Origin of the sequence: Oerskovia enterophila (assembly GCF_044748475.1) — a bacterium.
Taxonomy (GTDB): Bacteria; Actinomycetota; Actinomycetes; order Actinomycetales; family Cellulomonadaceae; genus Oerskovia; species Oerskovia enterophila.
This window is the reverse complement of the sequence record NZ_JBIVFZ010000001.1, coordinates 149,522-162,150: the sequence shown is the minus strand read 5'-3', so window position 1 is coordinate 162,150 and position 12,629 is coordinate 149,522. Positions and strand designations below refer to the sequence as shown.

General features: G+C 71.5%; 11 protein-coding genes. 6 read left to right on the top strand and 5 right to left on the bottom strand.

Annotated features, from left to right (window positions below):
- Positions 1-221: 221 nt before the first annotated feature.
- Positions 222-776, bottom strand: coding sequence for a potassium channel family protein (locus tag ACIPWA_RS00725; RefSeq protein ID WP_400287717.1), 555 nt, complete (start codon positions 774-776; stop codon positions 222-224).
- Between the two features lie 120 nt (positions 777-896).
- Between ACIPWA_RS00725 and radA the strand changes: the two genes are divergently transcribed.
- Positions 897-2,393, top strand: coding sequence for a DNA repair protein RadA (gene radA / locus ACIPWA_RS00720; protein WP_056650016.1), 1,497 nt, complete (start codon positions 897-899; stop codon positions 2,391-2,393).
- Between the two features lie 76 nt (positions 2,394-2,469).
- Positions 2,470-3,555 (top strand): DNA integrity scanning diadenylate cyclase DisA, encoded by a 1,086-nt coding sequence (disA, locus tag ACIPWA_RS00715; protein ID WP_056649680.1) that lies wholly within the window; start codon positions 2,470-2,472, stop codon positions 3,553-3,555.
- A 419-nt stretch (positions 3,556-3,974) separates the two neighbouring features.
- Here the strand turns inward: disA and ACIPWA_RS00710 are convergent, their stop codons facing one another.
- Positions 3,975-4,823, bottom strand: a complete 849-nt coding sequence (locus ACIPWA_RS00710) for a hypothetical protein (RefSeq protein WP_400287714.1) — start codon at positions 4,821-4,823, stop codon at positions 3,975-3,977.
- A gap of 122 nt (positions 4,824-4,945) precedes the next feature.
- Here ACIPWA_RS00710 and ACIPWA_RS00705 point away from each other — a divergent pair, with 122 nt between their 5' ends.
- Positions 4,946-5,902 carry an HhH-GPD family protein gene (locus ACIPWA_RS00705; RefSeq protein WP_400287712.1) on the top strand — a complete coding sequence of 319 codons (957 nt, stop codon included), beginning with the start codon at positions 4,946-4,948 and terminating at the stop codon, positions 5,900-5,902.
- 51 nt (positions 5,903-5,953) lie between these two features.
- Here the strand turns inward: ACIPWA_RS00705 and ACIPWA_RS00700 are convergent, their stop codons facing one another.
- Together ACIPWA_RS00700 and ACIPWA_RS00695 are read right to left on the bottom strand one after the other, a co-directional pair.
- Entirely contained in the window at positions 5,954-6,481 is a 528-nt protein-coding gene (locus tag ACIPWA_RS00700) for an amino-acid N-acetyltransferase (RefSeq protein WP_056763127.1), read from the bottom strand.
- Between the two features lie 37 nt (positions 6,482-6,518).
- Positions 6,519-7,523, bottom strand: coding sequence for a sugar-binding transcriptional regulator (locus tag ACIPWA_RS00695; protein WP_056649669.1), 1,005 nt, complete (start codon positions 7,521-7,523; stop codon positions 6,519-6,521).
- Between the two features lie 240 nt (positions 7,524-7,763).
- On the opposite strand from ACIPWA_RS00695, the gene ACIPWA_RS00690 reads away from it, so the two are divergent.
- From ACIPWA_RS00690 to glpK, 3 genes are all read left to right on the top strand, one after another.
- Complete coding sequence (locus ACIPWA_RS00690) at positions 7,764-9,512, top strand: glycerol-3-phosphate dehydrogenase/oxidase (RefSeq protein ID WP_068623733.1); 1,749 nt, start codon at positions 7,764-7,766, stop codon at positions 9,510-9,512.
- 212 nt (positions 9,513-9,724) lie between these two features.
- Positions 9,725-10,486 (top strand): MIP/aquaporin family protein, encoded by a 762-nt coding sequence (locus tag ACIPWA_RS00685; RefSeq protein WP_068623731.1) that lies wholly within the window; start codon positions 9,725-9,727, stop codon positions 10,484-10,486.
- A 142-nt stretch (positions 10,487-10,628) separates the two neighbouring features.
- Positions 10,629-12,146 (top strand): glycerol kinase GlpK, encoded by a 1,518-nt coding sequence (gene glpK, locus ACIPWA_RS00680; RefSeq protein WP_056649659.1) that lies wholly within the window; start codon positions 10,629-10,631, stop codon positions 12,144-12,146.
- A 60-nt stretch (positions 12,147-12,206) separates the two neighbouring features.
- Here the strand turns inward: glpK and ACIPWA_RS00675 are convergent, their stop codons facing one another.
- The gene (locus ACIPWA_RS00675) at positions 12,207-12,599 is read right to left on the bottom strand and encodes a hypothetical protein (RefSeq protein ID WP_400287708.1); all 393 of its coding nucleotides are present in this window, start codon (positions 12,597-12,599) and stop codon (positions 12,207-12,209) included.
- Positions 12,600-12,629 lie beyond the last annotated feature (30 nt).

Sequence of the window (12,629 nt, the reverse complement as noted above, 5' to 3'; positions counted from 1 at the left end):
AGATGGTTCGGTCCCCGGAAAGATGGCACACAGAAACGCTGAACGCAATGGTTTTCGGTGATTGGTCCGGTTCGGCCCGCTTGATATGAGCGCTCACATGCACCCCTGCCCAGGCTGTGACCTGCGGCGATGCGCTGGAAGAGCGTCTCGAGAGCGTCGCAACGGCGCTCGGCGCCGAAACTTTGCCGGTGTGATTTTTCGGCGGGCCCCGCGTCGTTGCGTCAGCGCTCGTGAGGTCCGGCCGCGGACTCGCCGGGCTCGCCGTGGGCCTCACGCCACCGTGCGCGCGACTCGAGCCGCTGGGTCGCGACCGCGACGAGGATGCCGATGACCGCGAGGTCGAACAGGATCTGGACCATCGTGACGACCCGCGCCGCCTGCCCCACCGGGTGGATGTCCCCGAACCCGACGGTCCCGAGCGTGACGACCGTGAAGTAGAGGGCGTCGGTGCGCGTCTCGATCCCGACGAACTCCGCGTCGCTGTGGATCGCGAGGAGGTAGTAGGCGATCGCGAAGAAGATGATGATGGGCGACAGCAGCCCGACGACCGACTGGACCCGCACGCTGGGCTCACGGCCCGCACGCAGCTGGCGGCGCACCTGGAACGTGACGAGGTAGCAGAGCCCGACGAACCCGACCACGAAGAACAGGATCTGCGTCCACTCGCGCTCGGAGTCCCCGAGGGGCACGCCGTAGAAGAGGAGCAGGCACGCCGCGAGCGAGCCGAGGGTGGTGATGATTGTCCACCACGGGCTGTCCTTCCGGAGCCGTCGCATGGGTACATGATGAGCAGCCGCGCTTCAGCGCGCGACCGGACACCGTGCACTCCCTGGCCCTGCGTGCTGGCACGCGGTGCGTGTCGGTGCGTGTGGGTGCCTGTCGCTAGCGTGGCGCCCGTGACGACATCGACCTCCGCGGGCTCGCGCGCCGCGAGCAAGCGCCCGGCCCGGCCCGCCTACCGTTGCGGCGAGTGCGGCTGGACCACGGCCAAGTGGGTCGGTCGCTGCGGCGAGTGCCAGGAGTGGGGCACCGTCACGGAGGAGGCCGCAGCGTCGGCAGGGCCGCGCACCGCGGCGGTCGCGCCCACACGCTCCCCCGCCCGCCCCATCGGCGAGATCGACGTGGAGACCGCGCGGGCCACGCCCACGGGGGTCGCGGAGTTCGACCGTGTGCTGGGCGGCGGGATCGTCCCGGGGGCCGTGGTGCTGCTCGCCGGGGAGCCGGGCGTCGGCAAGTCGACGCTCCTGCTCAAGGTCGCGAGCAACGTCGCGGCCGGGGTGAGCGACAAGGCCGTGTCCCCGGAGGACGCCCCTCGCCCCGCCCCGAAGCCCCGCACGGTCCTGTACGTCACCGGCGAGGAGTCGGCCGGGCAGGTCAGGCTGCGCGCGGAGCGTGTCGGGGCGCTCGCCCCTGGCCTGCTGCTCGCTGCCGAGACGGACCTCGCGACGGTCCTGGGGCACATCGAGGCGACCGACCCGGACCTCCTGGTGGTGGACTCGGTGCAGACCATCGCCTCGGCCCAGGTCGACGGCGCCCCCGGCGGCGTGAGCCAGGTGCGCGAGGTCGCCGCCGCGCTGATCGCCGCGGCCAAGGAGCGCGACCTGCCCGTCATCCTCGTCGGGCACGTGACCAAGGACGGTTCGGTCGCCGGCCCCCGCACGCTCGAGCACCTCGTCGACGTCGTGTGCCAGTTCGAGGGCGACCGGCACTCGCGCCTGCGCCTCGTCCGCGCGATCAAGAACCGCTACGGCCCCACGGACGAGGTCGGGTGCTTCGACCTCTCGGAGACGGGCATCGTGGGGCTGGCCGACCCCAGCGGGCTGTTCCTCTCGCACTCCGGGGCCGGCGTGCCCGGCACGTGCATCACCGTGACGCTCGAGGGCCGCCGGCCCCTCGCCCTCGAGATCCAGTCGCTCGTGGTCCCCAGCTCGTTGGCCAACCCGCGGCGCACCACGAGCGGGATCGACTCGAGCCGTCTCGCGATGATCCTGGCGGTCATGCACCGGCACGCCGGGGTCCGACTCGTCGACCAGGACGTGTACGTCTCGACGATCGGCGGCGCACGGGTCAGCGAGCCCGCGGCAGACCTGTCCATCGCTCTGGCCACCTTCTCCGCGCGCGAGGACCAGGTCATGCCCCCGGGAACCATCGCGATCGGCGAGGTCGGGCTGGCCGGGGACATCCGGCCGGTCGCAGGACTCGACCGCCGGCTCGCCGAGGCCGCGCGGCTCGGCTTCACCCGGGCCGTGGTGCCGCACGGGTCGTCTCCCAAACCTCCGGCGGGCATGACGGTCCTGCCGGCGCAGCACCTGGGAGAGGCCGTCGAGCTCGCGCGCGGCGGCCACCTGCCCCCGCAGCAGGAGCGCTCCCGGTTCGACGTCGGGCAACCGTGATCCCATCGTGACCTCCAGTTGTCCCCGAACGGCGTTTTCCTGCCCCTGAGACAACCTGGCAGCGTAAGATGCCCACGTGGCCAACTCCCCTGTGCATCCTGACGACCTGCTCCGGGAGACCCTCGCCGCAGTGGCCCCCGGTACCGAGCTCCGCGACGGGCTCGAGCGCATCCTTCGAGGTCGAACGGGCGCACTGATCGTGCTGGGCCTGGACAAGGTCGTCGAGACCATGTGCTCGGGAGGGTTCGTGCTGGACGTCGGCTTCTCGGCGACCCGGCTGCGCGAGCTCTCCAAGATGGACGGCGCCGTGGTCCTGGACCGCGACGCGAACCGGATCCTGCGCGCGGCCGTGCAGCTCCTCCCGGACCCCACGATCGAGACCACCGAGTCCGGCACGCGTCACCGCACGGCCGAGCGCGTCGCCAAGCAGAGCGGCTTCCCGGTCATCTCGGTGAGCCAGTCCATGCGGATCGTCGCGCTCTACGTCGGCGGCCTGCGCTACGTGCTCGAGGACTCGGACACCATCCTGTCGCGCGCCAACCAGGCCCTTGCGACGCTCGAGCGCTACCGCGCCCGACTGGACGAGGTCAGCGGGACGCTGTCCGCCCTCGAGATCGAGGACCTCGTCACGGTCCGCGACGTGTGCGCCGTGGTCCAGCGCCTCGAGATGGTGGGCCGCATCTCCGAGGAGATCGCCGGCTACGTCGTCGAGCTCGGCACCGACGGTCGTCTCCTCGCTCTCCAGCTCGACGAGCTGATCGGCGGGATCGGCTCGGACCGCGAGTCCGTGATCCGCGACTACGTCGAGCTCAGCCGCAAGGAGCGCTCGCTCGCGGACGTCAAGAACGCGCTTGCCGCCCTGGATCAGACTCAGCTGCTCGATCTCACGATCATCGGCCGGGTCCTCGAGCTGCCCGGAGGTGGCGAGGCGCTCGACGCCGCGGTCGCACCGCACGGGTACCGCCTGCTCTCCAAGGTCCCCCGCCTGCCGGGCACCATCATCGACCGCCTGGTCACGCACTTCGGCGGACTGCAGAAGCTGCTCGCGGCCAGCATCGACGACCTCATGGCCGTGGACGGCGTGGGCGAGCAGCGGGCTCGGGCAGTCCGTGAGGGCCTGTCACGGCTCGCGGAGTCGAGCATCCTCGAGCGGTACGTCTAGGACCGAGTGTGGCTGCGGGATCTCTTCTGGTCGGCAGCCCGCAGCCGACCAGTTGTCAGAAGCGAGCCGGTGCATACCCCGGCCCAGTTCTGACAACTCCACTAGACCCGACCCGCCGCCAGTCCGCGGACCCGACCACCCGACCAGTTGTCAGAAGCGAGCCGGTGCATACCCCGGCCCAGTTCTGACAACTCCCCCAGCCCCGACCCGCCGCCAGTCCGCGGACCCGACCACCCGACCAGTAGTCAGAAGCGAGCCGGTGCATACCCCGGCTCAGCTCTGACAACCGAGCATCGAACGCAACGGCCCAGGTGGCGTAGGCCGGGCGGACAGCGCGGACGTCGCAGGCAGGGTGCGTCGCACGGGGGCACAGCAGTCGGCACCCCGGGCGTGGGCGTGGGCTCGCGAGCCGCCTAGCGCTACGGAGTCGCCCCGTCAGCGGGAGGAACCGCTCCGTCAGCCGGAGCAGTCCCGTCAGCCGGAGCAGTCTCCCCGGTAGCAGCCGGGTCTCCCTCAGCGGGCGGCACCGCCCCGTCGGCCGGCGGCACCGCCCCGTCGACGGGCGCCTCGGTCGCGGGCGGCGTCTCGACCGGCGGCGGTGGCGGCGCGAGGAGCGTGAACACCACGGGCGCACTCGTCAGCCCGGCCACCTCGGTCGACGCGACGACCGCGCTGTAGTCCCCTGCTCCGGGTGCCGGCAGGTCGGCGGGGCACTCAGCCGCCGACCGCACGCGGGCCCAGTCCACGGTCTGGGGATACGCGTCGCCGGGGGCCATGAGCAGCACCTTCTTGGCGGGCGGGCAGTCGACCGACGACCAGATGCGGTCCTGGCCCGAGGTCACGACGAGCTCGAGCGAGGCGGGGGACGAGTCGACGAAGCAGGGCCGCCGGCCGACGTGCGTGAGCGTGAGCGAGAAGGACGGGTTCTCGCCGTCGGCGTACGAGGCCTTCGAGACCGTGAGCCCGAGCGTGAGGTCCTTGACCTCGCACTTCTTGTAGCCGCCGGTCGCGACGGCCTGCGGCGGGGGTGGTGCCACCTTGCCCTGGGGCTCGTCGGCGAGCAGCCCGGTGCCGAACGCGATCGCCGCCTTGACGAGCATCACGACGCCGACGACGATCACCGCGAGCAGGACGAGCGCGACGACCCGCCGCACCCTCAGGGTCCGGGAGGTGGGCCTGCCCGACGACGTCCCGCCCGCCCCGTCGGCCGGGCGCCCCTGGACCGGGGTCGCCCCGGTCGGTGGCCGGGTGCCTCGCGGCGTGCTCACGTGCGGCTCCGTTCGACGGTCGGCGCGGGGCGTTCCCGCGCTGGGGCAACGGTACGTCCCGCGCGGGACGGTTCGGTCACTGCCACACCGCGCCCTCGCGCATCGGCGAGAATGGTCGGATCATGCCGCTCTCCTCCACCACGCTCGACGCCGCCGCTCCCCGCACCGGAACCCGCGCCGCCCTGGCGAGCCTCCCCGCCCCGGACCCGCACGCGGACCTGCGCGACGTCGTCGGGCGATGGTTCGCTGCGAACGCCCGCGACCTGCCGTGGCGGCGCGACGACTGCTCCCCCTGGGGCGTCCTGGTCAGCGAGGTCATGCTCCAGCAGACGCCCGTGGTGCGGGTCGAGCCCGCGTGGCGCGCCTGGATGGACCGCTGGCCCGAGCCCGCGGACCTGGCCGCGGCCTCGACGGCCGACGTGCTGCGCGCCTGGGGGCGCCTGGGCTACCCGCGCCGCGCGCTGCGCCTGCAGGACTGTGCGCGCGCCGTCGTCGAACGGCACGGGGGCCGCGTCCCGCAGGACGCGGACGAGCTGCTCGCGCTTCCGGGCGTCGGCGAGTACACGGCCGCGGCGGTGACGGCGTTCGCGCACGGTCGGCGGGCCGTCGTCGTCGACACGAACGTGCGGCGCGTCCTGGCGCGCGCGGTGTCGGGGACGGCGCTGCCTGCGCCGTCGTACACCGCGGCCGAGCGCCGGCTCGCGGCCCTGGTCGCGCCGACCGAGGACGACGACGCGGCCCTGTGGGCCGCGGCCTCGATGGAGCTGGGCGCGCTCGTGTGCACGGCGCGCTCGCCGCGCTGCGACGAGTGCCCGGTCGCGGACCTGTGCGCGTGGCGTGCGGCGGGCAGCCCGCCGGACGAGCACGCTGCCCGACGGCGCACCCAGGCCTGGGAGGGCACCGACCGGCAGGCGCGGGGCCGGGTCATGGGCGCGCTGCGCGCGGCGGACGGTCCGGTGCACCGCGACGCGGTCGCGGGACTGTGGCCGGACGCCGCCCAGCTCGGGAGGTGCGTCGCGAGCCTCGTCGAGGACGGGCTGCTCGAGCAGGACGGCGACGTCTACCGTCTCCCGGCCTGAGCCCGCCGGACAACGGACGACGAACTCCGGGCGGCGAACGCCCGGGGCGCCTCAGAGCGTGATGAGCATGCGCGTGTTGCCGAGCGTGTTGGGCTTCACGCGGGCGAGGTCGAGGAACTCGGCCACGCCGTCGTCGTGCGAGCGCAGGAGCTCGGCGTAGACGTCGGGCGAGACGGGCGTCCCGTCGATCGCCTCGAACCCGTGCGCGCGGAAGAAGTCGACCTCGAACGTCAGGCAGAAGACCCGTCGGAGCCCCAGGGCGCGGGCGCGGTCGAGGAGCTCGACCACGAGCTGGTGCCCCACCCTGTGGCCGCGCCAGGCCTGGTCGACCGCGAGCGTGCGGATCTCGGCGAGGTCGTCCCACATGACGTGCAGCGCGCCGCACCCGACGACCTCGGGGGCGCCCGGCTCCCCCACGTCCGCGACGACGAACTCCTGCACGGCCTCGTAGTAGCCGACCATCTCCTTGGCCAGGAGGATGCGGGCCTGCGCGTAGGGCTCGACGAGCCCGCGGATGGCCCGCACGTCCGCCGGGAGGGCAGGGCGGAGCGTCAGGGTGGGGGTCGAGGTGCTCGTCACGCGCCCAATCTACGCCGCGACGCGGCCCGATGCGTAATCATGCACCCGAATGCATACTCTCATTGCGTGTGCGCGCGACCGCGATCCGCCCCGTCTCCTGCTCGATCAGGTGCGACGCCGTGATCTCGTCGACGACCAGGTGCGTGACGACCCCGGCGCGCAGGGCCGCGCGCAGTGGCGCGACCTTGTTGTCCCCCGCGACCGCGCAGATGCGCTGCGGGATCCGCCGGAGCTCGTCGGGCCCCGGGCCCGTGGCGCGCTCGTTGAGCGCGATGTCACGGTACGTGCCGTCGGCCCGCAGGAACACCGTGCACACGTCCCCCACGACCCCCTCGGCGTCGAGCACCGCGATGTCCTCGGGCTCGAGGTAGCCCGCCGAGTAGACGTGGCTCGGGACGCCACCCGAGACGGCGCCCACGGAGAACAGCGCGACGTCGGCCCGCCGCTGGACGTCCAGCACGCGCCGGACCGACCGCTCGCGCCACATCGCCTGCTTGGTCTCGGCGTAGTCGAAGAACGCGGGGACTGGGAAATGGTGCACGTGCGCGTCGAACGCCTCGCCGAACCCGGCGATCAGGTCACCCGCGTAGTGCACCCCGGAGGTCCGGGTGTTCGCGGCCCCGTTGAGCTGCACGACGGCGGACCCTCGGGTCGGCTTGCGGCTCAGGTGCCGGGAGATCGCCGCGAGCGTCGTGCCCCACGCGATGCCGAGAATCATGTCGGAGTCGAACCACGAGCCGAGCAGCCGTGCGGTCGTCAGGGCGACCTGGTCGAGCCGGTCGACCTGCTGCGTCGAGTCTGGGACGGGCACGACGTAGGCGTCGATGCCGTACGTGGCCGAGATGTGCGCGCCCAGCCCCGGCGCCCGACTCTGCGTTGGCCGGAGCGTGATCTCCACCAGACCTGTCTCACGGGCCTTCTTGACCAGCCGCGAGACCGTCGACCGCGAGGTCCTCAGGTGCTTCGCGATCGCCTCCATCTTCATGTCCTGGAGGTAGTACATCGAGGCCGCCCGCAGGACGTCCTGCTCCCGATCCGCCATCTGCCGGTCTCCCACCACTGTTGCACGTTTGTGCACTGCGCTTGCGCGAACGTTCCTGACATGTTGACGTTAATACGTGCAGCGGCATTTCGACAGCGCTGTGCCACGGAACGGTGCCCGCACGGGGACCGGGTCGTACCGCTAGCGCGGGACGCACACCCGTGGGAACGTCACAGTGAGACGTAGTTCCCGCTGTGTCCCTCGGGATGCACCAGTTCGACGACGAGAGAAGGCCATCGGATGACTTCCAGCAGACTCACCGCAGAGTCTCGCCAGCAGGCGCTGTCAGCGCTCGAGGCGAGCACCAGTGCGGACCAGGAGCTTGACGTCCTCGTGATCGGCGGAGGCGTGACCGGAGCGGGCATCGCCCTCGACTCCGTGACCCGTGGCCTCTCGACCGCGATCGTCGAGGCCCAGGACTGGGCCTCCGGGACGTCGAGCCGGTCGAGCAAGCTGGTCCACGGCGGGTTGCGCTACCTGCAGATGCTCGACTTCCACCTGGTCCACGAGGCGCTGACCGAGCGCGACCTGCTCATCAAGGACCTCGCGCCGCACCTCGTGCGCCCCGTCCCGTTCCTGTACCCGCTCGAGCACCGCGTGTGGGAGCGTGCCTACGTCGGCGCCGGGATCGCGCTGTACGACACGCTCGCGAGCATGGCCCCCGGCAAGCGGGCGCTGCCGCTGCACCGCCACCTCTCGCGCAAGCAGATGGAGCGCAAGTTCCCCGACCTCGCGCACGACGCCGCGATCGGTGCCGTCCAGTACTGGGACGCCTCGGTCGACGACGCACGCCTGGTCTCCACCCTGATCCGCACCGCGGCCTCCTACGGGGCACACGCCGCGTCCCGGACCCAGGTCGTCGAGCTGACCAAGGGCTCGACGGGCGCGGTCAACGGCGCGATCCTCGAGGACCTCGAGACGGGCAGGCGCATCACGGTCCGCGCCCGCGCCGTCATCAACGCGACGGGCGTGTGGACCGAGGACACCGAGGCCCTCGCCGGCACCGACGGCGGGCTGCGCGTCCTGGCCTCGAAGGGCGTCCACATCGTCGTCCCGCGCGAGCGCATCAAGGGCCAGGTCGGCCTGATCCTGCAGACCGAGAAGTCGGTCCTCTTCATCATCCCGTGGTCCCGCTACTGGGTCATCGGCACGACCGACACCCCCTGGGAGCAGGAGCTCACGCACCCGGTCGCCACGTCCGCGGACATCGAGTACATCCTCGAGCACGCGAACGCGGTCCTCGCCCAGCCCCTGACGCGCGACGACATCATCGGGACCTACGCGGGCCTGCGCCCGCTGCTCCAGCCCGGCACCAAGGAGGGCACCAGCTCGGCCAAGGTCTCTCGCGAGCACACCACGGCCTCCCCCACCCCGGGTCTCACGGTCATCGCGGGCGGCAAGCTCACGACGTACCGGGTCATGGCCAAGGACGCGGTCGACTTCGCGATCGGCCAGCGTGCCGCGGCCCTGCCGTCGATCACGGACAAGATCCCGCTGCTCGGTGCGGTCGGCCTCGACGCGGTCCGGCGCCAGGCGCGGCCGTGGGCCTCGAAGTTCGGCTGGACCCCGCAGATGGTCGACCACCTGCTCCACCGCTACGGCTCGAACCTGCGCGACATCGTCGCGCTGTGCCAGGCCGACCCCTCGCTCGCCAAGCCGCTCGAGCACGCGCCCGCGTACCTGCGCGCCGAGATCAGCTACGGCGTGAGCCACGAGGGCGCCCTCCACCTGGAGGACCTCCTGCTGCACCGCACGCGCCTGAACTACGAGGTGCTCGACCGCGGTCTCGGCGCACTCCCCGAGATCGCCGACATCGCCGCCCCGCTCCTCGGCTGGACCGACGAGCAGAAGGCCGCGGAGATCGCTTCCTACACGGCACGCGCCGGAGCCGAGGAGGCCGCCGAGCAGGAGCCCGACGACGCCACGGCCGAGCGCACGCGCCTCGCAGCAGACGACGTCGCACCGCTCAAGCCGCTCGACGCCTCCTGACGCACCTGCCTTCCTGACCACCGGAGCCCCGGGCTCCCCGAGAACAACTTCATCCGCCGGTCCCCGGCCCGCTCGGCTCGCGCCGGGCGACGTCGGGGCCGGCACACCCTCAACCTCACGGGTGCGCACCTCGCGGCGCACACCGGGGCCCCGCCGCACGGATGCGCCGGGGTGGTTGCGACAACGAAGTCCACCAAGAAAGAGAGAAGCTGATGGACACACTCCTCCTCAACGCCTTCTGGTCCGAGATACTCGGCACCGCGACCCTGATCCTGATGGGCGCCGGCGTCGTAGCCAACGTGATCCTCCCCAAGACCAAGGGCTTCAACGGCGGCTGGCTCCTCATCAACTTCGGATGGGGCCTTGCCGTCTTCACCGGTGTCTACGTCGCCTACAAGTCGGGGGCTCACCTCAACCCGGCCGTGACCATCGGTCTGTTCACCGCGGACCGCCCCTTCTACTCGGTCACCGGCCCCGAGGGGATGGTCACCGCGACGATCGAGCCGACCGTGAGCAACATGTTCATGTACTTCGGCGCGCAGATGATCGGTGCGATCGTCGGTGCCGTGCTCGCGTTCATCGCCTACAAGAAGCACTTCGACGAGGACGCTCCCGCCGCGACCAAGCTCGCGGTCTTCTCGACCGGCCCCGAGCTCCGCTCCTACGGCTGGAACTTCATCACCGAGGTCATCGCGACCTTCGTGCTCGTGTTCTTCGTCGTGGCGTCCGGCAACACCCCCTCGGGCCTCGGCCCGCTCGCGGTCGCGCTGGTCGTGGTCGGTATCGGTGCGTCCCTCGGTGGTCCCACCGGGTACGCGATCAACCCTGCTCGTGACCTCGGCCCGCGCATCGCCCACGCCCTCCTGCCCATCAAGGGCAAGGGTTCGAGCGACTGGGCCTACTCGTGGGTCCCGGTCGCCGGTCCCCTCGTCGGCGGCGTGCTCGCCGGCCTCCTCGGGGCAGCCTGGGGCTGACCTGCTCCCTCCGCGTGACCGGGACGGGGCGACCCGCCCCGGTCACGCGACCACCCGCCGTCGGGCACGGCGACCCTTCGTGAACTCCCGCCGCGCAGCGCGGCACCCGCTCAACCACACCGACGTGAAGGACTGACACACCATGGCCGACTACGTTCTCGCCATCGACCAGGGAACCACCAGCTCCCGGGCCATCGTCTTCAACCACTCCGGGGAGATCGTCTCCTCCGGCCAGCTCGAGCACGACCAGATCTTCCCGCGGGCCGGCTGGGTCGAGCACAACCCCGAGCAGATCTGGAACAACGTGCGCGAGGCCGTGGGTCTCGCACTGACCCGCGCGAACGTGACCTACACCGACATCGCCGCGGTCGGCATCACCAACCAGCGCGAGACCGCGGTCGTGTGGAACCGCAAGACGGGCAAGCCCGTCTACAACGCGATCGTCTGGCAGGACACCCGGACCCAGAAGATCGTCGACGAGCTCGGCGGCGAGGCAGGCCCCGAGAAGTACAAGGCGATCGTCGGCCTGCCCCTCGCGACGTACTTCTCCGGTCCCAAGGTCAAGTGGATCCTCGACAACGTCGAGGGCGCCCGCGAGGCGGCCGACGCCGGCGACCTCGTGTTCGGCAACACCGACACCTGGGTCCTGTGGAACATGACGGGCGGCGTCGACGGCGGCGTGCACGTCACCGACGTGACCAACGCGTCGCGCACCATGCTCATGGACCTCGACACCCTGAGCTGGCGCGAGGACATCGCGGCCGACATGGGCATCCCCCTCTCGATGCTCCCGGAGATCAAGTCGTCCTCCGAGGTCTACGGGAAGGGTCGCCCCGGCGGGCTCCTCCCCGGCGTCCCGATCGCGGGCATCCTGGGCGACCAGCAGGCCGCGACGTTCGGCCAGGCGTGCTTCGAGGTCGGGCAGGCCAAGAACACGTACGGCACGGGCAACTTCATGCTGCTCAACACGGGCACCGAGAAGGTCATGAGCGAGAACGGCCTGCTGACCACGGTCTGCTACAAGATCGGCGACCAGCCGGCCCGCTACGCGCTCGAGGGCTCGATCGCCGTCACGGGCTCGCTCATCCAGTGGCTGCGCGACAACCTGGGCATGTTCTCGGACGCGCCCGACGTCGAGTGGCTCGCCCGCAAGGTCGACGACAACGGTGGCGCGTACTTCGTGCCCGCGTTCTCGGGTCTGTTCGCACCGCACTGGCGCTCCGACGCCCGTGGCGCGCTCGTGGGCCTCACGCGCTACGTCAACAAGAACCACATCGCGCGCGCCGCGCTCGAGGCCGTCGCGTTCCAGACCCGCGAGGTCCTGGACGCCATGAACGCGGACTCGGGCGTCGACCTCACCGAGCTGCGCGTCGACGGCGGCATGGTGCAGAACGAGCTGCTCATGCAGTTCCAGGCGGACCAGCTCGGCGTGGACGTCGTGCGGCCCAAGGTCGCGGAGACGACGGCGCTCGGTGCCGCGTACGCCGCGGGCATCGCGGTCGGGTTCTGGCAGGGCGAGCAGGACGTCATCGCCAACTGGGCCGAGGACAAGCGCTGGAGCCCGTCGATGGACGAGGGCGAGCGCGAGCGCCTCTACCGCAACTGGAAGAAGGCCGTGAGCAAGACCCTCGACTGGGTCGACGAGGACGTCGAGAAGTAGTCCTTCTCGCAGCCTCGCCGGAGCCGGCGTGACCTCACAGGTCACGCCGGCTCCGGCGTGTCAGGGACCGACCGGCTCCGGCGTGTCGCCCGGTCGGACGATGCGCCCGTCGTCGCTCACGAGGCCGACCGCGACCCCGGTCACCGCAGCGATGCGCAGGCACGCCGCCTGCGCCGCGCGTGCCTGGGACCAGCCGAACGCGACGTAGAGCAGCTCGCGCCCGATCGAGTAGTCGGCCAGGCGGGGATCGTCGACGTCCTCGTCGGCGTCCGGTCCGTTCATCGGTGGGAACTCCTGGGCCAGCGCGTCGTAGAACGTCCGGAGGGCGACGGACGTGACCGCGGGGTCCGTGTAGTCGTGGTCCTCACCCCACTCGGCCTGCTCCTCGAACCATGCCTCGAACCCGTCGTCGTCCACGGTCTCCGTGGCGAACACGGCGATGTCGTAGCTCATGCCTTCCTCCTTCTCGATCCTGAGGTCGCA

Bases quoted from the DNA above. Each gene is read 5' to 3' on its own strand.
- ACIPWA_RS00695 (WP_056649669.1), bottom strand. From the start codon at position 7,523: ATGGCGGATCGGGAGCAGGACGTCCTGCGGGCGGCCTCGATGTACTAC.
- glpK (WP_056649659.1), top strand. From the start codon at position 10,629: ATGGCCGACTACGTTCTCGCCATCGACCAGGGAACCACCAGCTCCCGG.
- ACIPWA_RS00685 (WP_068623731.1), top strand. From the start codon at position 9,725: ATGGACACACTCCTCCTCAACGCCTTCTGGTCCGAGATACTCGGCACC.
- ACIPWA_RS00675 (WP_400287708.1), bottom strand. From the start codon at position 12,599: ATGAGCTACGACATCGCCGTGTTCGCCACGGAGACCGTGGACGACGAC.
- ACIPWA_RS00725 (WP_400287717.1), bottom strand. From the start codon at position 776: ATGCGACGGCTCCGGAAGGACAGCCCGTGGTGGACAATCATCACCACC.
- ACIPWA_RS00690 (WP_068623733.1), top strand. From the start codon at position 7,764: ATGACTTCCAGCAGACTCACCGCAGAGTCTCGCCAGCAGGCGCTGTCA.
- ACIPWA_RS00705 (WP_400287712.1), top strand. From the start codon at position 4,946: ATGCCGCTCTCCTCCACCACGCTCGACGCCGCCGCTCCCCGCACCGGA.